Here is a 22,007-nt window from a genome sequence, read left to right as displayed (position 1 = left end):
GTAGCCCTGCTGGCGCAGCGCCGCCAGCGTCACGCGGTCTTCAGCTTGCAGCTGCCTGTATCTCATCTTCATCTTCACACCTTACCGGAGGGGCAAGGTGTTGCACTTCGGATTTGAGAACGCCCTGATTTACCTAGCAACCGACGCGGCGACCACTTCGAAATGGATGCCCTGGGAGCTTGGATTCTTTGATGGATATCGACCCGGCGGCGTTGCCATCATGCCCGTGCTGGATAAAGAGACCGATGGCTTTGCTGGTCAGGAATATCTAGGCCTCTATCCCAGGGTCACGAAGGACAGCTACCAAGGCTCGACTGCCTTGGAAGTCTTTGTAGAGGGTCTTGGTCGCTGGACGACCTTCAAGTCGTTCCGAGCAGGAACCCCCGATTGGAAAAGTTACACCCATCCCTAGATGGCTTTTCAGACCGGAGGAGAGTCAGATGGCACGACATACGTTTTTCAGTTTTCACCACGGCCGCGACAGCTGGCGGGTTAGCGAAGTAATCGGCCCACCCGTGCCGAAAATCGTTCCGAAAGTCAGTCGCATGCATCCGGCTGCGCCTTACAAATCAACTACTTAGCGCGACTGACTTGAGAGCCAGGTACGTGTTGGATCCCGTGTGATCATGTCCCTGCTCGCAGCTGGCCACTGTTCAAAGCCCGGGACGTGCTGCGAGGTTTGATCGACTCGCTCCAACGGGAGGCCACAGCATGAGCCGGATCCATCCACAGGCCAGGACCACCCCACGCACGTGTGCCGAGATCAGGCATCGGCGTCCCCACTGAGCGAACTGGCCGAGCGCTACAACATTGAATCGCCCCGGGTTTGACGGAGGCTCCAACTCTGGAGAATGGAGCCATGAAGAAGTCCCCGAAGTTTTCCCCCGAGGTGCGCGAGCGTGCCGTGCGCATGGTGCTGGAGCACCGTGGCGAACACCCGTCGCAGTGGGCGGCCATCGAGGCCATTGCCGGCATGATCGGCTGCGTGCCACAAACACTGCACACCTGGGTCAAGCAGCATGAGGTGGACGCAGGCCTGCGTGACGGGGTCTCGAGTGAAGAGGCACAGCGCATCAAGGACCTGGAGCGCGAGGTGCGCGAACTGCGCAAAGCCAACGAGATCCTGAAGCTGGCCAGCGCGTTTTTCGCCCAGGCGGAACTCGACCGCCGCATCAAGTCCTGAAGGACTTCGTCGATCAGCACCGGGAGCAGTTTGGGGTCGAGTCGATCTGCCGCGTCCTGCAGATCGCCCCATCTGCCTACTGGCACCATGCCGCGTGCCAGCGCCGCCCTGAACTGCGCTCGCGCCGTGTCCAGCGCGATGCGGTCCTGATACCGCAGGTGCACCGGGTCTGGCTGGCCAACATGCAGGTCTATGGCGCCGACAAGGTCTGGCTCCAGCTCGCCCGCGAGGGCGTTGCGGTGGCGCGGTGCACCGTCGAGCGCCTGATGCGACGCCAAGGATTGCAGGGTGCCCGCAGGGGCAAGGCACAGCGCACCACCATTCCTGACCCGAAGTCCCCATGTCCGCTGGACCGGGTCAACCGGCAGTTTCGTGCTGATCGGCCGAACCAACTCTGGGTCTCGGACTTCACCTATGTTTCGACCTGGCAGGGCTGGGTCTACGTGGCGTTCGTGGTGGATGTGTTCAGCCGCCGCATCGTCGGATGGCGCCAGAGTAGCTCGATGCACACCGAGTTCGTCCTGGACGCATTGGAGCAGGCGCTGTATGACCGCAAGCCATCCGACGATGGCAGCCTGACGCATCACTCCGACAGGGGGGCGCAATACCTGTCAATTCGCTACAGCGAGCGTCTGGCCGAGGCGGGCATCGAGCCTTCCGTGGGCTCCAAGGGGGACAGCTACGACAACGCCCTGGCCGAGACGATCAATGGGCTCTACAAGGCCGAGGTGATCCACAGACGCGGGCCCTGGAAGACCAAACAGGCGGTGGAACTGGCCACCCTGGAATGGGTGTCCTGGTTCAACCACCACCGCCTGATGAGCCCGCTGGGCTATGTGCCGCCGGCGGAGTTCGAAGCCAATTACCATCGACAACGCGCTGGTCAGACCGCGACCGTCTGACTTAAATCAACTGGCCTCCGTCAAACCCGGGGCGATTCACCATGCCGGCCTCGGCCTGCTTGAGGAACCCGATGATCTGTTCCTCTGTGAACTTGCTCTTCCTCATGTCCGCGATTCTCCTGAATGGCGGACCCCTTGCTACTTCACATTGGTACGGCCTGGGGGGAGCAGGTCACCAACGCGTCGTTTCCTCGCCGACACGGCACGACGGTGATTTTCCACACAGCCTCAGCCGTGAGGCGTCTTCCTCATGACGGCCAGGTTAGAGCGCACCTCGTTCCCAAGACTCAACGTAGTCGAGCAGCGAGTCGACCTGCACAATCTCCGATGCTGGGATGGGCAGGTCGCTGAGGTAGCCAAACGGTACCGGCCTGCTCACCACCATCGGTTGTCTCACAACGAGCTTGTCAACGTCGATATCGGTGAACTTGGCTATCTTGGCCCGATTTTCGCGCACCCACTCGCTGCGGCGCAGATGCTTGTGAAGATGGTCACCCACGTTGCCGCGGAAGCGGCCGCACGTCTGCGCAATCTCCGCGATCGTGCGACTTGCCTTCAGGCGCTTGCACTCAATCTGCATCACCCGTCCGTCAGGGCGCCATGCCAAGACGTCAATGTCGCCGAGATTTGGATTCTTGGGAGCGCCAAGCTCCGTTAGCTTGATTTCGAGCCGCACCTTCCAGCCGTGAGATTCGAGAAGTGCGCCAACCTTCGCCGAGAATCCGGCCCCGAGCTTGTCGACACGCCCACCGAGCCACGACCGCATCGCCTTGGAGGCGAACACATCCTTGTCAAACGCCGCGTCGGTGACGCTGTCCATGACATACAGGAGTGCGTCGCGGCATACGCCCACGCCATACATGAACTCTCCCTGGGACTCATCCAGGATGATGAGCGGTCGCAGCATGACCGACAGACGCCGCTCGTATCGCCATGGGTTGACGTCTTTGGGGTTGTCCAATCCAGCCCTCGCTAACCAACCTGGGCGCCGAGGAAGCCCAAACGACCTTAGAAAGGCCGCCACGTCTGCCTCCGTGACGCCCACGCTTGCCCGTGCCTCAGCGATCTCGGAGGCGCGCGCTCGCACTACGACCGAGGACCTGGCTGCGCCCAGGTCCATGAGACCTCCGAAGATCTGCCGAAAGCTCTCGAATGAAAGGCCGTATTCGGCTGTCCAGGCGTCAACGAAGGCCTTCTGCACAAAGACTGACCCCTCAAGCGCATCCACAGGCGCAGGCTTGCACTCGGCCCACTCCTCGTAGCGCTCAGCCGCGGACGCGTACCCCCGTCCGAATGTGGCCCTATGGAACGGTCCGCTGAGCTCCGCGATGACGTCGGCACTCAACTCATAGGAGCCGTTGGGAAACTGCAGAATTCCCTGTGTGGAGAGCCCGTAGTGGACAACATCTGAGTCCCGCCCCAGGTTGATGAGCGCGGCCATCTCGCCAACAAGTTCGTCCGTGGAAAAGTCGTCGGGCTTTCGACCACCGATGTCGACGGCTTCGCACGTCGCCGCCTCGACGAGCGCGCGGAGCGTTATCTGGAGCTGGGATCTGCTTGCATCGGACTCACGCGCGGCACGGGTGCCATCCTCGACACCGTACAGGCCTCGCACGGCGCGGGCGGTGGTCTTCCACTGCTGCGCATCCTTCAAGAGAGTCTCGTTGCAGCGGAGCAGTTCTTCGAGAAGCGCAACTCGATCGAACATCTGCAACCTGGCAATGAGAGTAAACGCCTTAACCTCGACAGCCTTGTTCAGTCGCTCCTTGCTCGTTGCGGCATCAAGCATGACCGGCTCCGCTGGCGCCTGCATCCAGGTGAAGGCCTCGCGCAACCTTGACTCTAGGTGCTCGGTCGGCGACCGGTAGATGCGACGACTGTCTGAGGCGAGCAGTGTCTCGACTTGCGTCGACGGTCTGAGCACATGCAGGATGCGCGCACCTGTTCCGCCCAACACCCGAAGTGCCAGTGCCTCGCAATCGAGTTGCTTTCCCTGCGGTAGATCGTGCGAAACAAGCGCCAGGGCGCGGATGACCTCTGCAATCAGGTACTGCTCGCCAAGATTCTCGACGCTGTCGAAGTTCTGAAGGAAGCCCGGATCGGCTTCTATCTGGGCCGTCCAACTCCCGGACTGGCGGAAGGTGTGAAGCGCCTTCTTCATCGACTTTTGTGCGTCGGGGTCAGCTCTGAGTAGCACTGCCGAGAAGTCGATATGAACGCCGACAACTGGCGCGCCAAATGTCAGGTCATCGGCAAGCAGTTCCAGTGCTCGGCTCACGAACAGCTGTAAACCTTCCCAAAGATCGAACACAGCGCGGTCCTTCTGCAGCCCACTGTTCGACACCACCACGACCCAGACGAGAGAGCCGCGGTGAGGTGTGCAGAAGGCGAGGACACCCTCCTTAATCAGATCCATGCTGACGTAGCAGTCGAGATCTCGCATGACCGAATACACCGACTCCAAGCCGGCACGCTGCACGACGGTGGACTTGCCCATCGGTAGACGCTCGCAATGCTCGTCAACCAACCGACGCCGGCGAACTCGATAGCCTGTGACGTAGTCGGTGGCGATCTGGAGCATGCCACCCTGGTCGTGGCACATCTCTGGGATGCGTGTCACAAAGTCTTGCTTCAGCCAGAAGGCGTACCGATTGAGCAAGCCGTTGTCGAACGGCATCTCGACGCCTTGCCGTTCAAGGGCCCGCTGCTGATTAAGCATCAGGATGAGGCGCTCAGACGGGTCGTTCGGATCTCGAAAGAGCATTTCGAGGTCGGCAAGCCTAGCCATCGAGAACGTCCAACGATCGCGTGGCTGCGGCATTTCCCAGAGAACACTCTCCCCCAGATGGCCCCCCATTAGGAACGTATGCCCAGAGTCGACCTCCTGCGTGTCCTCCAGATGCTTGCGTACGACGTCCATATGCTCGAGGAGCTGTCGAGACCTGGAAGCCGAGAGCTCACGCGGGCGTAGGTAGCCAGAATCGGCGATGCTCCGAAGTCCGAACGCGACGACCACGAAGTGCAGAAAGCGCCGTTGCCCGACTCGAATGACGATGCTGGCACACCAGCCACCAATGCTTCTCACCGACGCTGGCAAATCGAGGTTAGCCACCGGGTGTCGGTGCGGAATTCCCAGAGCCTCCTGCAGACGTGAGAAGACTCGATTCATCATCTCGCTGTTCAGGTCGCCGACCAAGTCCAGCTCATCCGCCACCGATACGATAAAGCGTCGGACGGTATAGGTTACGGCGCTAGGCAACGCAAGAATGAACGTGTCAGCGACGCGAACGACGGGATACCGGTGCAGATCGGACTCTTGGTTGCTCTGGTCCGCGAGCGATGAATAAGCTTCCGGGCTCAGAACCAGCGGGCTCAAATGTTCAGGCTCGATGCCCAGTTCGACCAGCTCAGGAACCGAAAAGACGACGCGCTTGGCCCATACGGTTAAGGGTGTCTTGGCATCGATGGAAAGCGCTCGCTTGGAGACCGACTGCTCAGAGTGCCATCGAGCTAGGCCAGCTCGCGCAGCGACCGCGTCAGACATTCGCAGGAGCGCAAGTATGGTGGCCATGAAGCGGTCTGGGTTCTTTTGCTTCATGCTGCCTACGGCCTCGATGAGCAGCGAAGCGGCGTGCTCGCCTGCCTCCCAGGTGCCGCCCAGCACGCGGAAGTCGCCAACCTTGGTCAGGACGTTTAGAACGAACGCGTCTTCAGGCGGGTCTTCGAGACACGCGATCTGGAAGTCGCCGACGAAGAAGTTCAACCAGGTCTGGAACTGCTGCCACGTAGGGGTTCTCCTCCCCTTGCACCCTGCGACGACTGCCTGCACAAATAGCTCAATCCGGTAGTTGTTCGCCTGGAAGCGTGGCACCGTGCAAAGACCCGCAGCCAGAGGCAAAGTCTTCTCAAGGCTGTACCCGGCAAGTACCTTGAGCAGTTGTCGAACCTTCGGATGGTCGAACTGGCCGCCCTGGTCGGCCAAGAATTTTGGATAGCCGTCGTTGCGGATCATTTGAGCAATCGTAGCGCGCAGGCGCGCTCCACAAAGACTAGCTTGGTCACTCTCTAGCGGTAAGGCGTTCCTCTCGGGGTCTGCCATTCGACAGGTGTCCACCTGAGTCGCCTAGCTACTGCTTAGCCGCCTGCTGGCTTTCGTGCGGATGCCAGTCAGGACCGGTCCTCCTGTACAGGCAGAGCCAGTCCTTCTTAGGAGGATGCTCCTAGAGGTGGCAAACCTCGCCCACATCTAACAAGCGCCGGGGCCAAAGGAGCCGGTCACCGATTCAGAAACCGGTCATCGATCCGAGCACTGGCATGGAGCCTGCCGCGAGCGACTGCTCTTAGACCACGAGCGGACGGCGCAGCAGCCACCCGGATGAACTGGCGACGAGCGCATCCGATCTGCCCAAGATGCTCGACAGGCCCCACAGTCGAAGCATTGCCGGCGGCTGTTATGCCGCGGGAGCGGTCGCACGTCGGGTGACGACTGATAGACCGCATCCAGTCTTGACCGGTCTTCGGCCTCGCCAGCGCGTGCGGCCGCTTGTGGCCGTCAAGCGCCACGACCTAGGCCCCAAGAAGCCGCCCTTCAAGGAGAAGTCTCCTCAGCGGCTGATTGACATGGATGCTGACGCTTGTGCGGACCGCCGGCGCATCCTGCATGGCCCGCGACTTGATGAGAGGTCATCATGGAAACCGCAGGTATTACCACTCATCGGGAGCCATGGAACATGGGGCACATTGTCGGGCATAAGGTGCCCTTCAAGTCGAAGGACATCTGGTCACTGCGCGTCCGGTTCCAAGTGGAAAGCCGGTGCGCGACCTCGCGCTCTTCAAGCTGGGCGTCGACAGCAAGCTGCGCGGGTGCGATTTCGTCGCACTCAAGGTGCCGCTTGTGCCTTTGTAGGAACTGGCTTCGCGCGGGCTCGTGCGCGAGCATTTGATCGACACCGGCCCAGATCTCCCGAGCGTCGGACCCTCATCAATCCAGCGGATGACGGTGAGCACCTGCGACCCTTGCGACGGTGCCGCAATGGCACGATGCCGACCAAGGAAACTAGGTCATGCACGCTCAGGGCATTGGTTGGAGATCGCCGCTGCGTCAAACGGCGGCATGGTTCTGCCTCTTTGTTGCGGCACTGCTCCCCTTCCAGGACGCCTTTGCCTGGGGTGCGTTCGGGCACCGCATAGTGGGCTAGGTCGTTGACCGCCACCTGTCCCAGAGCGCCTTTGCCCGGGTGGGGCAGATCATGAACAACGGCTCGCTCGGCAGCGTCGCCAACTGAATGGACTTGGTCCGAGGGAAGCCAGAAGGCAAAGACATGGATCACTGGTACTTCGAAAGTCTGAGGGCTTGCGGTGGCGCGCGCCAATGCGACGGGAGTGACTGTGCCAGACCCCAGATTCGGGACGCCATCGCAACGCTCAAGAGCGGGCAGGGTGACCAACGCAAGGCCCTGCGCATCCTCGTTCACCTGATCGGCGACGTTCACCAGCCGTCGCACACCACCGAGAACGGGGACAGGGGCGGCAACTATGTCGTCATCTTGAATCGCTTTTGCCCCGTATCCGAGATGCAGTCGAAGCTATGCAAACTGCACACGTATTGGGACAACAAGCTGGCCAAGGAAAAGGTGCATACGTACACTGGCTTCGCCTGCAACGTCGGCCCCAACCGCGTGAGAGTCGGCAAGGCGTACGACACGGCCGGCGCTCAAGTCGTGGCACGGCAGTTGGCGCTTGCCGGCAAGCGCCTGGCCGACGTCCTGAACGACATCTACAAGCCCTGACGGAGTCGCCGTCGACGGCCAGCCGGCGTAGACGACGTGAGAGGAGAGGATTGTCATGCGCAAGTCTGTGTCCGGATTCGTCAACGTACGGGCGGTCAGCGGAACGTATGTGGTCTTCCTGGCCTTCGACATGAAGGAGGCCGATGCCAAGGGCCTGATGGGCTTCGCCATCCAGCGGACCGACCTGACCGAAGACGAGACCATCTGGCTTCGGGGTCTGAAGACGTTCCCCAGCATCCGGCCGCCGACGGGCTTCGACGACGCGAGCAGCCGCGAACATCCGTTCCAGGCCTTCCAGTGGGCGGACTACACGGCGAAGCCTGGCAATCGCTACCGCTACAGGGTCATACCCATGTACGGCACGCCGGGTGCATTGACCGAAAAGGCCGCCACGACCGTCACTATCGACGCGGAACCGCTCAGCGCCGGAAAGCACGACGTGCACTTCAACCGGGGCGCGATCGCCTCACAGGCGTTCGTCAGGAAATTCCCCGGGCAGACGCTCGATCAAGCCGGCGCCCCGGCGTACGAATGGCTGGGGCGTGATCTCGTCCCCGCTCTGCTCGCATTCATCGGCCAGGCCAAGAACAGCAGCTTCAGCTTGCACGCGGCGATCTACGAACTGCATCGACCCGACGGCAAGCCCTGGCCGGATGTGATGCAGGCGTTCCGCGATGCCCACAACGCGGGCGCCAAGGTGTCACTTATCTATCACGCCGGGAACGACGACACGGGTACGACCAACGTCGACGTCATCGACAAGGCGAAGATCAAAGAGATGTCGATCGGGCGCCAGAACGCCAAGCTGATGCACAACAAGTTCATCGTGCTGAGCAAGAACGGCAAGCCTCAGGCCGTGTGGACGGGCTCCACCAACATCAGCAGGAACGCACTCTACGGCCAGTTGAACTTCGCGCACGTGATCCGGGACAAGGAGGTCGCCGAATGCTTCCTCAAGTACTGGAATCGGCTGCAAGCCGATCCGGCCAGCGGCGACCTGAAGGATTGGGCCGAAGCCGAGAACGCGCTGCCTCCGGCCGATGACGGCGACGAAATCCTGCCAATCTTCTCGCCGCATCGCGGTGCGGCCGTGCTCAAGTGGTGGATCCAGCTGGCGGACGCGGGCGCACCCCTCTTCATGACCTTCCCGTTCGGGATCGTGAAGGACTTCAGGCCCGTGTTCGATCAAAGCGACGGAGTGCTGCGCTTTGCCCTGCTGGACAAGTACGTCAACGGCGGCGACGCCGCGTCCCGTGCCGAGGCGATCGCAGACATCGAGCGCATTCGCCGACACCCGAACATCGGCATGGCACTCGGCAACCACATCTACGTGGACTGGATCGATGGCTGGCGCAAGGAGCGGAGCCCGATCGGCACGAACGTGAACTGGGTGCACACGAAGTTCATGTTGATCGACCCGCTCGGCAAGACACCGATCACCCTTGCCGGCTCGGCCAACTTCAGCCTGGCAAGCGTCTCCGACAACGACGAGAACATGCTGCTAATCCGCGGCGACACGCGCGTCGCCGACGTCTTTTTCGGCGAGTTCATGCGCGTCTTCGCGCACCACCGGTTCCGGGAGTCCGTCAAGCGCCACATCGAAGAGTTCGGCGCCGCGGCGCCAGAGACCTGGAAGCCGCAGGATCTGTTCGAGGACTGGCGCAAATGGGTGCCCGACCACTTCATGCCGGGTTCGGAGAAGGACATTAAGCGCCAGTACTTCGCCGGTTGAACCGGGTCTCCTCGCAATCTCGCTTCAAAGGCTTCAATGCATGGCCTCCCAAGACCTCGTGATCAGGTCGACGGCACTTGGACTGCTCGTCTGCACGACACCGTGCCTCGCTGAAGGCGCGCAGGTCGAGTACGCCATTCGCTGGCTGGCCAACGGCAGTCCCGTCAACAGCGCTGCGCAGGTGCTCACCCTCCTCGGCAAGAGGGCCGGGAAGACGCGCGAGTCCGAGGTTCGCTACTACCGCGCCACGGAGGGGTACGACTCGAGCGCCATCTTCCGCGGCCGAACCGGGGAGGTTGCAGACGTGACGTGGAAGGTGCGTATCGAAGGGCAGGACCCGAGTGCCGCGGCCGGGGGACTCGGCTGCCCCCTCCTCGGCGACGTGAAGGCAAAGACGGAGGTCGACGTTTCAGTGACGGGCAAGAGCGGCGAACGCCGGACTTCGTCGCGCAGCTGCAGGTCGGAGGAGCCTTTGGAGAAGGCGCTGCCGCCAGCGATCAAGCTGACTGACCGCGGCTGCGCGAGCCGGATGGTGCGGGTGGAGGCCAAGGACAAGTCCGTCGTCGTGGAGCGATGGGAACTGGCGGACGGCAGGGTGATTCTTGAAGCGTCGAGCAAAGGCAAGGAAAGCGCCGCCGCGCTCGGCTCTTTCAGGAAGGACGTAGCTCATAAGCTCATCGAGGCCAAGGTCGTGCCCAGCGAGCTTTCAAAGACGGAACTGGTGACGCAATGCTGAGAATAGTTCGATCGGATCTGTGGAACCGCCTGCAGTCGCGGACGGTCATGACTGGCGCGTGGGTCGTTCTCGGCGTCGCGCTGACGTCGTTCTCACCCGTACCGGCACTGGCCAGCGCAACCGCCACCGGAACGTTTACCGCGAGTCGGGCATGCGATGCCTATCTCTCGTTCCGCAAAGGAACAAACCCCGGAGCCGTGCGCGTGGCGCCGGGCCTGCAATACGAAGTACGGGAAGTGAACGACGAGGCCAGGAACTGGCTCCGCGTCGAGGTGCCCGGCGTCCAGGCGCCCAGGTGGGTCGCCGCAGAGTGCGGCGTCGTGCAGGATATCCGCGTCGACTCGCAGGGCAGCACGCCATCAGGCGGCGCAGGCGGCGGGCAATGCAGCGTCGCCGGCCAGCAGGACAGTTACGTGCTGGCCATCTCGTGGCAACCGGGCTTCTGCGAACACGTCAAGTACGGCGGGGTCAAGCCCGAATGCGACCACATGGCGGACGGCCAACTGGTGGTGTCCAACCTGACGTTGCATGGACTTTGGCCCAATCGCAAGGCCTGCGGGACAAAGTACGGCAATTGCGACGACGCGGGTCTGAGCCTCACCGAAGACACGGTCTCGTACATCAGCCCCTGGATGCCAAATTTCTTCTACGAGACCAAGTTCGGCAAGTACGAATGGGAGAAGCACGGCACCTGCTCGAAGATGGACGCGGACGCGTACTTCCGGCGCGCCGTGGACTCGGTACGAACGGTCAACGACTCGATCGCCGGCAGGTACCTCACCAACAACATCGGCGGCACCATCTCGAAGAAGACCTTCTACGAGCGCCTGGTCGCCGACGCCGGCAACTCGAAGGCCGCCAACAGCGTCACCCTGCTTTGCTCCAACAAATACCTCGTCGAAGTTCGCGTCCGGCTACCCCTGGACTTCAGGGCTGGCGGTACGCTCAGCGACTTGTTAGGATCCACCCTGCCCAACACCCGCGAGCCCGACTCGAAGGAGTGCCCGGGCGATGAGATTCGAATCGAGGCAAGCGGGCAGTAGGCCTTCTAATCTCGGCGCCAGGTGGGTGCGATCGCAGCCGGAAAGCGGCGGCGTTGGTTGCTCGCTTGTCGGTGCCCATGCAGGCACGGCGCCGCAGCACCGCCTTGAGAGTTGCCCGGTAGGGATGCGCTGTCCTCGCAGCGAATCTACTTGACAGATAGAACTAGGCATGGGCCGCTGCCGCGGTACGCGCCACTCATCCTATTCGGCACCCTTTTCCGCCTGTCCCATTCCTCGAACAACTCGCCCTGGCAAATGAGTATTCCTTGGTCGGGCAGGGGTTTCAGGATACGCGCGGCGGCCCAATCGCTCAGTGCGCCGCCTGCCTGTGTGTGTCCACCTGTGCGTCATCTCCTGCAGTCTATTGGCTTGCGTCCGCATTGAGGTGCACAGAGCTGCCGTCGGCGACCGTCGGTTGATGGCCGGGACCGCCATTCCATCGCCGCTGTTCAAAGCCGACTTTCATGGTCCGGCAGTGCGCTGCCGTGACAAGTTGACGAGGTACTGCTGCCTTGCCGTCGACCGGCGCATCCTGCTTACCCCTCAACTTGATGGGAGACCATCATGGGTACAACTGGCAATGCAGTCAATCGCGAGCCGTGGAACAAGGGCAAGCTCGTCGGCCAGAAGGCACCGTTCAAGCTCAAGGACATCTGGGCCCTTCGTGTTCGTCTGCAAATGGAAGGCCGCGTTCGGGAACTGGCGCTCTTCAACCTCGGCATCGACAGCAAGCTGCGCGGCTGCGATTTGGTCGCGCTCAAGGTCCGGGACGTGTGTCATGGCGACCAAGTGGCCACACGCGCCATCGTCGTCCAGCACAAGACCCAGCGGCCTGTGCAGTTTGAGATCACGCAGGCCGCGCGGGATGCCGTGCAGGCGTGGATCAAGCTCGCTGGGCTGAAGCCAGAGGATTTCCTCTTCCCCAGCCGACTTCATGACTCGCCCCATCTCGGCACCCGGCAGTACGCCAGGATACTTGGGCACTGGGTGGACGAACTGGGGCTTGATCGCGCCGATTACGGGACGCATTCCATGCGACGGACCAAGGCGACCTTGATCTACCGGCGCACCAAGAACTTGCGTGCCGTGCAGTTGCTGCTCGGTCATTCCAAGCTCGAGTCAACGGTGAGGTATCTCGGCATTGAGGTTGATGACGCGCTCGAAATCTCTGAGCAGACCGAGATTTGATCCAGCCAACGGTCAGCCCCCTGCCACGCGTTGGGGGGGCTGACGCGAGTGGCAGCTACCCGGCGCTGCGGTAGGCCTGCGGTTCCGGCCACAACCCGTCGCTGACCAAAGGCCGCTTCGAGGCAACTTCAACCAACTACAACTTCCGGGGGCTCGATCCCGTTCGCCCTAGCTTATCAATTCGTCGGAACACGGTAGCGCTTGAACATTTCTTCGAAGAAGGCCTTCACGTCCGCCTTGGCTGTGGGGGCCTGCAACTCCGACGCCCCGAAACGGAAGACTTCGTAACCTGCCAGCTTCAGTTCGCGGTCGGCCTTGACCATTTGTCCGTAGCGCTGCACGTCGGCTGTACCTGCGAAATCCGCGTAATGGTGTTTGCCGTCAACCTCGATCACGACACGTATGCCCTGCGGCAGAAGGAGCAGAAAGTCCATCCGAAATCGCAGAAGCGCATCTGGCCCTCGCTCCTTGACTGTGCGTGGGTCCCAGTGCAGCCATACTTCCGGCAGCAACGCCGGCAGGTTCGGTACGGCACTGCGGAAGCCTTCGAAGAAGGCATCGAACAGCAGAGACTGCGGCGGGGAGTTGCGGGGTAAGCTGGCCTTTAGGCGCGTGTACAGCGATCGCTTGGCCTGCATGGGATCAGCAATTCCTACGGTATCGCTCCACCAATGCTGTAGGTCGTTCCAGCGCAGTCCGTCGTTTCCGATCGGGCGGTCATAGACAAGCACCTTGTCCGCGTTGGTGACGATCTCCACGTCGTTGTCCAGCGCGTCGCGGAAGCGCAGGTCTGGCTTGTCGGGTGAGGCGAAGATGAGATTCTTCAGCCGGCGCTTGACCGATGCGTGCAACGAGACCACGGAGAAGACCGGGTAGCCGCCCTCCGAATCAGTCTCGCGCAGTTCAACGCCGCAACTGCGCAACGAATCGTTGACGCAGTCGACGAAGTGGCGTTGCGCCGCCTCGTCGGGACGCACGTCGGCCGAAGCCAGTCCCTCCAGAAACAGCGCAAATCGCCGATCGGAAGCGTCATAGGCGCCCAACCGGTCGAACAGTGTTTCGGCCGACCAGTCCTCCGGATTGCGATGGACGTGCTGCTGGATCTCCGCGCGCAATCCCGTGGGCTGGCCACCCAAGAGGTGCATCCAGTTATCGGCATCAAGGATCCACAGCCGCTCCAGCAGCTCGTCAAACTTGCGAGCATCCCCATATAGCACTTCGCCATTGAGCCGCCGCGCAAGCTCGCGCCGATACCGCTTCGGTATCGGCGGGCTAGCGTTGTCGCTCCAAAGAATGTCCTGAATCTGGTTGCGTGCTGTGGCGTCGGGCGGATGGCGTACCAATAGCTTGTGCGCAACCGCCGGCAAGTCGGTATCCAGGGCCGCGGCGAAGCTGGAGCTCATGCGCTCGAACTTGGATCCGTCTGTGACAGGCGCAGGTAGGCCCAACTCTTCGCAAAGCGTCGGCAGCATAGTATGAGTGCCGACGTCTTTCAGGCTTGTGATGAGTGGCTCCAGCAGCGTGCGAAGTTGTGAGTAGTCCATTGGGCTTGAATCAATTGGCTGCGCCATCTCCCGCAGGGCCGCATTGATTTCGGCGCAACTTCACTGCATTCATCATCTTCTTTGGCATCTGCTAAAACTCTGCCAGCGGTATGGACCCTGGGCAGCGACTTTGCCGCTGCCGTGTACCGCTTCAAAGTGCGCCCTGGTGCGGATTCCAGTGAGCTTGATCAGCCAGTTCGACGCAGTGCTGCCCTGTGCAGTAGGGTGACTATCGAAGGCCAGGCGAGGATCCCAGTCAAGGTCCGGTTTCGATTGGGCTATGCTGCAACAAGAGCTACGACAGCAGGCCTTTCAAGAACTGTGACGGCCCTTCGCGCCACGTTCTGCCGAAGCGGTCGTGCCTGAAACCGCTGTACATCAGGTGGACACTGTCGCGCGCTCTCGTGATGCCGACGTAAAACAAGCGACGGGCTTCCTCCATCCTCTCAGGGGTGTTGTCAGCCCAATTCGGCGAAGGGAACTCGCCTTGGTCCAGGCCCAGAATGATGACGACGTCGTACTCTGTGCCCTTCGCGGAGTGCAGCGTGAGCAGATTGAGCTGTTTGGGCGCGCCGTCACGCCGACCGAGCTGAGCCTTTGTCGTGCCGATAAGCACACCGCCCTTCTCAAGTGCCTTGTGCATGCCGTCCACGTGCGCGCTCTGGTCGGCAAGCTCTGTTCTGGCGGCAATCAAGTCGTCAAGAAGTTCGGCGCGCAGAGCCGCGACAAAGTCCAGCGCGACGCCATCGCCTCTGTGGTCCCACAGAAAACGCGTGAGCCTCGCCGCAGCGTCCCGCGCCAGCTTGTCTGACAGTCCGCCATGGAACGAAATCCACCTGCCTTGCAAGTCGTGCAGCGGTGGTGACGAGACCTTCCAGCCACCTGCGCACCAGATGGCGCAATCCTCCACCCAGCTTGTGAGAGGCACCTTGCGGTATGGGGCAGCGTTGTCGATGCGCACGAACGGGTACTTGGCCTTGACGGCTTCGATGGCCGCCGCGTCGCCCACGTTGCGGTTCCGGTAGAGCACTGCGATGTCACCGAGCTGCCGTCCCTTCTTGGCAGCCAGTGCTGCGGGGACTAGCGTCTTCATGGCGTACTCAGCCTGGTGCTGCAAGCCCTTGTCGCACTTGTGCGCCTGGACAGAGGCTTGCCTTTCGGGTTCCGAAGACTCGTAGCCCCTGTCTTTTCCCAATGCCCGCTGAGCGACCTCGATGATGCCCGTGCCGCTTCTGTAGTTGATTTTCAGCCGAATGGTCTCGACGTCGTTCGCCTTTGACAGCTCCTCCAGCAGCTCGCTGTTTGCTCCCGTGAAGCCATAGACCGACTGGTCAACGTCGCCTACCGCGATAAGACGCACGCCTGCGTCGAAGGTGAGCCGGCGCACGATGCGGTCAAGTGCAGCGCCCAAGTCCTGGTATTCGTCGACGGCCAGTACCGGAAACTTGGCTCGAATGACATTCAGGACCCAGTCATGCTCGTTCACAAGGCGCTGGCCGTAATGGACGATGTCCTCGAAGTCGATGAGCCCCTGCTTGCGCAACTCCTGCTCGAACGCCGCCGCCAGGCCAGTCATCTCCTTGTTCTGCGTCCATGCCTTGCTATCGCGATCCAGGTTCACTCGGCGATGGCGATCTACTTCCTCTTTGCGCGCTGGCTGGCCGATGCCGCGGAGCCGGTCCGCCACCGCCCGGTAGATGCTCGCTGCTTCGGACTCCGTGGCGACCTTGAGAGGGTAAGGCAGCTTCAGGCCCGCGAGCTGCGCAAATGGCAGGAGCAGATGGAGCAGGCAGAACGAGTGAACGGTGCCGACGAACAGCCGCGGAGACTGCTCGAGACCGAGTTGCCTAAGGCGCCGAATGAGCTCACGCGCCGCTTCATTGCTGAAGGTGATACAGGCCACGCCGCGAGGCGACCGCACGTCTTCTGCCATGACACGTGCCAGCTTCGTGACGAGCGTCTTGGTCTTTCCGCTGCCTGGGCCGGCGAGCACGCAGCAGTTCCCGGCAGACTCGTAAGCCGCCCACTGTCCTGGGTTGTCCCGCAGCTGCTGCGCAGCTTGCAGGTACTTAGGACTCGACTGGGGAGAAGCCATTCTTCACGAAGGTCAGCGCCTTCTTGATGTACTCGGGGCAAACCGCCGCCGTGGCGACTCTGGCCAGTGCCTGCGCGAAGCGGCCTTTGCCGACCTCGCCGACCCAGCCCAGGAGCTTGCTCTCATCCAGCGTGGTCGGGTCGTCTATCCAGCCCTTCATCACGGCCCTGCGCTGGGGTCCCCAAGAGTTAGCGTACTTCTTCAGTACGGGCGCCATTGCGGCACCCATGCCAGCCTGGAACAGCTCGACTTCCAGCGTCTTGTCGTTGACGAAAATGCCGTTCATCTCGCCGTCTTCCCAGATGTCGTCGAACTCCTCGTACTGGTCGATGTCCGCCTGCTCCATCCACAGGGCCAGGATGTCACGGACTCTGGCGAAGGCAAGCGGTGGGCCCTCATCCTCCGGCGGGTCAAGGTCCGTCAAGATGACAAAGGGGATGTCCAAGGCGTCAGGCCCCACGAGCTTCACGTAGGGCAGGAAGTTGGCGCTGGCCACGGAGCACACCGTCACTCCAAGTGCGTCGAGGTCGATGCCGAGTGCCGCGGCAAACTCGGGAATGAGGAACCGCTCGGCGTCGCCCTCGACGAAGATGATGCCGCGCGCGAAGAAGAGCTCGCCCCGGGTGACGTCGATGTAGCGCTGCAAGTCGTCCTCTTCGTCAGGCAGCAGCTCCACCTCGGCCGCGGACGTAATCGAGGTCGACCCACACCCAGCGTCTTCACGCAGCAGGATGATAGAGCGCAGGGGCGCGACGCTCGCGATGTGCGGCGAATGAGTCGTCAAGATGGTGCTCACGTTCTCCGGCGCGTCGCCCTCCTCACCGAGGTAGTGCCTGTAAACCAATCGCTGAACGTGCGGATGAAGGTGCGCCTCCGGCTCCTCGATAGCCAGGAACGTGTGACTGCGCTCGCCCGCTTCGACCGCTCGCTCAAGCTCCAGCCCCTTCAGGGTCAAGAAGAGCAGGTTCGCCGTTCCCAGACTCGCGTCGCCAATGCCGCGGGCACCCCCGTCGATTAGGAGCCGCAAGCCCCGCAGCAGTACGTCCACATTGGTCGGGGTTGCGCCCAGCGTCAAGGACACGGCGTGTTCGTCGCCGACCATCTTCACAAGGCGGTCGTATACCTTGGTTGCGGCAGCAGAGACCTCAGGGCGCTGCGCCAAGCTGTTCTGGGCGTTGCAGACAAGCTGCTGTAGTTCCTCGCGGGTTCCCTCATCCAGACTGGCCGTCAGCTCCTCGATGATTGGCCGAAGCGGCGAGCGCCTCCAGTTCAGAAGGTCGCCTTCGGCGTCGCGCAGGGCGAACAGGTAATCCATCGGCAGCTCGCGCCTGCGAGCTGCCGTGAACACGTTGTCCTCGTTGGTGCCGCCGAACACGAGAAACTCGTAGTCCGCCAAGGTCTGCGGCGCAGCGCCTTCAAGCGCGGCCTTGGGGCGATACAGGTAGGTCAGCCGGGCGACGACTGGCGTCTCGGTGTCCACCAAGCTGCCACCCAACACGGTGAGCAGGTTGTCGTCATCTTCAAAGTTGGTGAACTCCACCAACACTTTGACGGTAGCGCCGAGCTTGCCGTTGCCTAAACCGTCCCAGAAATGCTCAAGGCCAAGTTGCCGGTCTCGGTCGGGGAGCGTCGGGTCGAGTACTAGGCGCAATGCCCTCAGCAGGTTGCTCTTGCCTGCCTTGTTCTCTCCAACAATTACCAGGCTCTCGTCAGTGGCGAAGTCGACTTTCTGGAAGTTGGCAAAGTTCTCGACCGCGACTCGACTTATATGCATAAGTCCCCCTCTCCCGCATTACTTGTATGCACCAATCGTAGCTCCGCTCAGAGGCACTGCCTTCGGCAACTGCTGACGCAGACCGATGGAGCCTCCGCTTTAGGGTTGTCCAACGGGCCTCTCGAAGGACCGGAACGGGTCGATAGCCGCCGGCCGGAATCGACCCGCGAGTGACCGGACACCGTCTGGAGCGTTCTACAACCTTTCAACAGGCGGCCGCCTTGAATCGGACAACCTGGCCGGCTTGAGTCGGATAGAGTGGCCGGCTTCATGCGGAAGACATGGCCGAGTTCATCGGAATACGTGCTGATCGACCTCCAGTATCTTCGCCAAGGCAGGCTCCGCCAGGGGGCCTCGCCGAAGCAGCCCTTTCACCCGAACACCAAGTTGGTCTGCCGCAGAAGTCATGGGCTGGGGGAGCAGGTCAAAGGGTGTGCAACTGTGGATGAACAATCTAGCAAAGCCCCGAGTGGGACTGTCCGCGGGCTTGCTGCGATGCTGTTCTCCGGCTTGGCGTTTTGGCTAAGATCCGCCCCAAGCCGTTCTGGGGAGAGTGGCCCGACAGCCCTCCGTGTGATGCGTGCCATCCCGAGAACTGTCCTCTGACCCAGGTGGCTCCTCATCGTCGGACGCCCCTCGCTCGGTTCGGCACTCGGCGACGCGCCCCACGGGCCCTGGGCCCGAAGGCCGCCAGAGTCCGGATTGCACGGCGAACGCGGGAAGACAGCAGACGCCCACCCGTCACCCGCTGGGGCTTGGCCTGGATGAGGATGCCACGCGCATCGGCATGGAAGTACACCCGCTGACCCAGGCGGAAGGTCTCGATCTCCGGAGGTAGCGTCACCACATGCCCCTTCTTCAGGATGCTTCGGTACGACGGTGAGGTCTGGTGGGCTCGGGATCTCAAGGCAGTGGCCTTCATGGAAGTTTCCGTGGAGGTGTTCCTGGGGATCAGTGCTTCTGCAGGCGCTCGGTCCAGTGCATCACCGCCTGCTCGGTCACCGAGCGCACATCACGGGCACTGTTGAGGCTGGCCCAGGGGATGTCCAGCTCCTCCACCTGCGGCAGGGTCCATCGATCGACACCCCACTGCTTGGCCAGGTCGCCCAGCGCGCCCTCGCAGATGGCGGGGAAGTGCTCCGGTCTCGGTTGCTCCACCAGGTAGACCTGGAGACGGCTCAGCAAGGGGGCCTCGATGGCTGAGAGACGGTTGGCTGTGGCCAGCCAGGACACCTCGGAGTAGTCGCATTCCACCTTGAGGAAGCAGTCCAAGTGCGCCCGAGCGGTCTGGGGTTCCAGCAGTCCCAGCAGATAGGACTGCGCATCCGAGTCGTTGCGGCTGCCCGCTCTGGCCTTGTCCAACTCGTCCAGGATGACCAGGGCCGAAGCCGAGTGGCGCGTGGCCAGGAAGGTGGCCAGGGTGGAGGGACGGCCACCGCCCCAGCCGCGGGAGGTGCCATTGAGGATCTTCGCGTCATGGGCACCGGCCAGTGAAAGGTTCAGTACCGGAACCTCCATCAGCTCGGAAAAACGCAGCGCCAGGCGCGACTTGCCGCTGCCGGGGGCACCCACCAGCAGCGTCGGAGGCAGCCGGAAGCTCAGGGCGCCGAGCCGGGCCCGCCCCAGCAGGGACGAGAACATCTGCCCGATGGCCCTCTCGGCCCAGGGGAACTCCCGGATCAGAGCCTGCTGCCGCTCTCGCAACACCTGGGCCGCTGGAAGCTGAGCCAACGGCAAAGCGGCTTCCAGCACCTTGTGACGTTCCACCTCTTCCTTGTCCGCGCGCTCTGAGGCAGGCCAGATCGGGTTCCGGCAGATCACCAGGCGATCCGGACCTTCGCCCGACTGGGCTGCTTCGGCGTCCAGCGATGACCAGGGTGGCAACTGGCCGCTTTGCAGTGTCGCCTTCATCCTTCCCAACAGCCGAAGTTGCTGGTGTCGCCAGGTCTGCCCAGATTTTGGGGCGGCGCGGCTGAAATCTGGGAATCGTCGGGCGCAGGCCTTGATCAGGGCGCGCCACAGGGGCTCCCCGATCTGGGCAAAGTCCCGCGGCAGGTCATGCGCGCCCTTGCGTGCGGCAGCCAATCCACTGCCTTCCTGGCTGTAGACCAGCCGCAGCGCGAATACGGTGGCATCGAAGTCTGCAGTCAGCCAACGCCCGAAGCCTCTTTCGTCGCCGGCGATTTCGGCCAGGGCTTCCTCACACACATGGCGGGCATGTTCCAGCGCACTCTCGAGCAGCACCCTCGTGCCGTCCGGGGCGAACTTGCGCGAGGGAAAACGGGACGGCAGTGGGTCGGATTGAGTACCTCCTTCCGCGCCGGCGAGGTACAGGGCGTGCTGGATGATGCGCAGCCGGTCCACGGGGGTGTCCGAGAAGCGCAAGACCTCTTCGTACAGCATCAGGGCGATGTACTGCCCGGCCTTGCGCTCCGGGTCGGTCAGCATCTCGCTGGCGGCCTCGAGCAGGCGCTTGGCGCGCTGGGCCTGGGGGAGCTTGCCGGCATAGGCCTGGCGAAGGCACCTCGCGACGTTCTCGTAGTGGCGGGGAACCTTGGGCGCGAGCAACAGCATCAGGGTCAGATGCCGCATGGCGTCCAGCCCCGGAACATCGACGTCGTAGCGGTTCAGGGCGGCGGTCAGAAGACTGGGGGCCTTGGACTGCGCGGTGATCCGCGGCGGCAGCGTGGGCTTGGCCGCGCCTCTTGCGGTCTTGGCCTTGGGAAGTGGTGCAGACATGAGCGTCTCCGACGGTGAGGTCATGTTGCGGTTCAGGCCCCGATGGGGTGGAGGGGCTTTCGGAGAGCAACGGGAGGGGGCTGTTCCAAACCGTGGATCAACACCCGACGTCGCTCAGACTAAGAGTCAGAATCTGGCCGGACAAGCAAGATATCTATGTCCCAGTCGGTCTATAAGGCTCATGTGGTGAGCCTGATTGTCGACACAATAGGGCCCAATCGAGAAGTGTGCGGGATAGGTTCGTTGCGCACCAATGGGATGGGCTTCTCGCCGCCTCAGGCGAGAGGCGCCGCCAACGGTCACTCAAAGCTCGATGGATGGCGCACACGAAGGCATCTTCTTGGGCCTTCAGCCCCCCCTGGGAGTCTCTGCGACTCGGCTTGCTGCCGATATTGGTTTGTTTTGAAAGCCAAGCGCTGGGTACATTGCTCTGCTGCTGGAGGCTTCAGGTCGTTCCCTCAATGTCCGCGAGCACGATGTCGGGTAGCTGTGTCCCTCGTCGATGCTCAGCGCGAATGCGCCACAGTGGCCCGCCCAGTAGCCTCCGACACCAAACAGTGACCGATGCGACAGCATACTCCCCGTGCTTACGCATGAACTTGGATATGTGTTCGGTCTAGAACACACTTCAGAGGCGACCTGCGTAGCCTTGAAAAACGCCCGGCTTTCAGATAGCGGAGCGTTCCGACTCGCATCGACGTGGCTGCGCTGGTCGCCGTTTTGGAATGCTCAGTAGTCGGAGCAGCCCCCTGGTCAGGCGCGGTCTAACGTGCAGATTTTAAACTACGACAGCCCGCATGTGTGCTGCCCTATCCCGGGGCTCGCGCTTGATTGATGCGTCAGCGCGCCCCAGCGTAGGCGCCCGTCCGGACTCTTGGTGTGTTGTTCGTGAGGTCGTTGCAGTCCTTCCGGCACCGGCCAGAGCGCAGCCACACTGCGCTTTCCATCCCTCCTGCATGAGGATTTGAAACTGCCGACTAGGCAGAACTTTCACCTTTCGCGTGTGGGGCTCAACCAGAGCGACAAGACGAAACTTCCACCAATCGCGTACTTTCACATTTTGATGGCGGTGGACTTTCACGTTATGCCACCCAAATATCTACCGACCCCAGTGAAACACTTTTACGTTATGTGTCCCAACTTTCACGTTATGGTGGGCGTTCTCAAATCCGAAGTGCAACACCTTGCCCCTCCGGTAAGGTGTGAAGATGAAGATGAGATACAGGCAGCTGCAAGCTGAAGACCGCGTGACGCTGGCGGCGCTGCGCCAGCAGGGCTACAG

General features: G+C 62.1%; 12 protein-coding genes, 1 pseudogene and 1 other annotated feature. Of the genes and pseudogenes, 8 read left to right on the top strand and 5 right to left on the bottom strand.

Annotated features, from left to right (window positions below; translation table 11 throughout):
* Positions 1 to 97 precede the first annotated feature (97 nt).
* Entirely contained in the window at positions 98 to 412 is a 315-nt protein-coding gene (locus tag KGA65_RS16440; RefSeq protein ID WP_225864209.1) for a hypothetical protein, read from the top strand.
* Positions 413 to 859: 447 nt separating this feature from the next.
* Positions 860 to 2,085 (top strand): IS3 family transposase gene (locus tag KGA65_RS16435; RefSeq protein WP_225864208.1). Its coding sequence is split into 2 segments (ribosomal slippage): positions 860 to 1,148 and positions 1,148 to 2,085, totalling 1,227 coding nucleotides; the frame shifts between segments, so codons are not numbered across the junction.
* Positions 1,138 to 1,254: a sequence feature (AL1L pseudoknot), on the top strand. It overlaps the preceding gene by 117 nt.
* A 262-nt stretch (positions 2,086 to 2,347) precedes the next feature.
* Here the strand turns inward: KGA65_RS16435 and KGA65_RS16430 are convergent.
* Positions 2,348 to 6,097, bottom strand: coding sequence for an anti-phage protein Upx-like protein (locus KGA65_RS16430; RefSeq protein ID WP_225864207.1), 3,750 nt, complete (start codon positions 6,095 to 6,097; stop codon positions 2,348 to 2,350).
* Between the two features lie 676 nt (positions 6,098 to 6,773).
* Between KGA65_RS16430 and KGA65_RS16425 the strand changes: the two are divergent.
* The 6 genes and pseudogenes from KGA65_RS16425 to KGA65_RS16400 form a co-directional block, all read left to right on the top strand.
* A pseudogene (locus tag KGA65_RS16425) lies at positions 6,774 to 6,973 on the top strand (integrase); the annotation flags it as partial.
* A gap of 433 nt (positions 6,974 to 7,406) precedes the next feature.
* The gene (locus tag KGA65_RS16420; RefSeq protein ID WP_225864206.1) at positions 7,407 to 7,874 is read left to right on the top strand and encodes a S1/P1 nuclease; all 468 of its coding nucleotides are present in this window, start codon (positions 7,407 to 7,409) and stop codon (positions 7,872 to 7,874) included.
* Positions 7,875 to 7,929: 55 nt separating this feature from the next.
* Positions 7,930 to 9,606, top strand: coding sequence for a phospholipase D-like domain-containing protein (locus KGA65_RS16415; RefSeq protein ID WP_225864205.1), 1,677 nt, complete (start codon positions 7,930 to 7,932; stop codon positions 9,604 to 9,606).
* Between the two features lie 40 nt (positions 9,607 to 9,646).
* Entirely contained in the window at positions 9,647 to 10,342 is a 696-nt protein-coding gene (locus tag KGA65_RS16410; protein ID WP_225864204.1) for a hypothetical protein, read from the top strand.
* Positions 10,336 to 11,385, top strand: coding sequence for a ribonuclease T2 family protein (locus tag KGA65_RS16405; RefSeq protein ID WP_225864203.1), 1,050 nt, complete (start codon positions 10,336 to 10,338; stop codon positions 11,383 to 11,385). The genes KGA65_RS16410 and KGA65_RS16405 overlap by 7 nt, the downstream gene beginning before the upstream one ends.
* A 564-nt stretch (positions 11,386 to 11,949) precedes the next feature.
* Positions 11,950 to 12,573 (top strand): tyrosine-type recombinase/integrase, encoded by a 624-nt coding sequence (locus KGA65_RS16400; protein WP_225864202.1) that lies wholly within the window; start codon positions 11,950 to 11,952, stop codon positions 12,571 to 12,573.
* Positions 12,574 to 12,749: 176 nt separating this feature from the next.
* On the opposite strand, the gene KGA65_RS16395 is transcribed toward KGA65_RS16400, so the two are convergent.
* The 4 genes from KGA65_RS16395 to KGA65_RS16380 all read right to left on the bottom strand — a co-directional run bounded on the left by KGA65_RS16395 (position 12,750) and on the right by KGA65_RS16380 (position 20,725).
* Positions 12,750 to 13,976, bottom strand: coding sequence for an AbiJ-related protein (locus KGA65_RS16395; RefSeq protein ID WP_225864201.1), 1,227 nt, complete (start codon positions 13,974 to 13,976; stop codon positions 12,750 to 12,752).
* A 436-nt stretch (positions 13,977 to 14,412) separates the two neighbouring features.
* Positions 14,413 to 16,212 carry an ATP-dependent helicase gene (locus KGA65_RS16390; RefSeq protein ID WP_225864200.1) on the bottom strand — a complete coding sequence of 600 codons (1,800 nt, stop codon included), beginning with the start codon at positions 16,210 to 16,212 and terminating at the stop codon, positions 14,413 to 14,415.
* Positions 16,187 to 17,986, bottom strand: a complete 1,800-nt coding sequence (locus KGA65_RS16385; protein ID WP_225864199.1) for an ATP-dependent nuclease — start codon at positions 17,984 to 17,986, stop codon at positions 16,187 to 16,189. Before KGA65_RS16385 ends, KGA65_RS16390 begins: the two co-directional genes overlap by 26 nt.
* A gap of 951 nt (positions 17,987 to 18,937) precedes the next feature.
* On the bottom strand, positions 18,938 to 20,725 hold the full coding sequence (locus tag KGA65_RS16380; protein ID WP_225864198.1) for an AAA family ATPase: 1,788 nt from the start codon (positions 20,723 to 20,725) through the stop codon (positions 18,938 to 18,940).
* Positions 20,726 to 22,007 lie beyond the last annotated feature (1,282 nt).

The organism is Ideonella benzenivorans (assembly GCF_020387415.1).
Lineage (GTDB): Bacteria > Pseudomonadota > Gammaproteobacteria > Burkholderiales > Burkholderiaceae_C > Ideonella > Ideonella benzenivorans.
The sequence above is the reverse complement of the archived record's forward strand: the minus strand, read 5'-3'. Positions and strand labels throughout refer to the sequence as shown.

What these genes read in the sequence shown, in the direction of transcription:
- KGA65_RS16430 (WP_225864207.1), bottom strand. Translation starts at nt 6,097, where the DNA reads ATGATCCGCAACGACGGCTATCCAAAATTCTTGGCCGACCAGGGCGGC.
- KGA65_RS16420 (WP_225864206.1), top strand. Translation starts at nt 7,407, where the DNA reads ATGGATCACTGGTACTTCGAAAGTCTGAGGGCTTGCGGTGGCGCGCGC.
- KGA65_RS16415 (WP_225864205.1), top strand. Translation starts at nt 7,930, where the DNA reads ATGCGCAAGTCTGTGTCCGGATTCGTCAACGTACGGGCGGTCAGCGGA.
- KGA65_RS16410 (WP_225864204.1), top strand. Translation starts at nt 9,647, where the DNA reads ATGGCCTCCCAAGACCTCGTGATCAGGTCGACGGCACTTGGACTGCTC.
- KGA65_RS16405 (WP_225864203.1), top strand. Translation starts at nt 10,336, where the DNA reads ATGCTGAGAATAGTTCGATCGGATCTGTGGAACCGCCTGCAGTCGCGG.
- KGA65_RS16400 (WP_225864202.1), top strand. Translation starts at nt 11,950, where the DNA reads ATGGGTACAACTGGCAATGCAGTCAATCGCGAGCCGTGGAACAAGGGC.
- KGA65_RS16395 (WP_225864201.1), bottom strand. Translation starts at nt 13,976, where the DNA reads ATGAGCTCCAGCTTCGCCGCGGCCCTGGATACCGACTTGCCGGCGGTT.
- KGA65_RS16390 (WP_225864200.1), bottom strand. Translation starts at nt 16,212, where the DNA reads ATGGCTTCTCCCCAGTCGAGTCCTAAGTACCTGCAAGCTGCGCAGCAG.
- KGA65_RS16385 (WP_225864199.1), bottom strand. Translation starts at nt 17,986, where the DNA reads ATGCATATAAGTCGAGTCGCGGTCGAGAACTTTGCCAACTTCCAGAAA.
- KGA65_RS16380 (WP_225864198.1), bottom strand. Translation starts at nt 20,725, where the DNA reads ATGTCTGCACCACTTCCCAAGGCCAAGACCGCAAGAGGCGCGGCCAAG.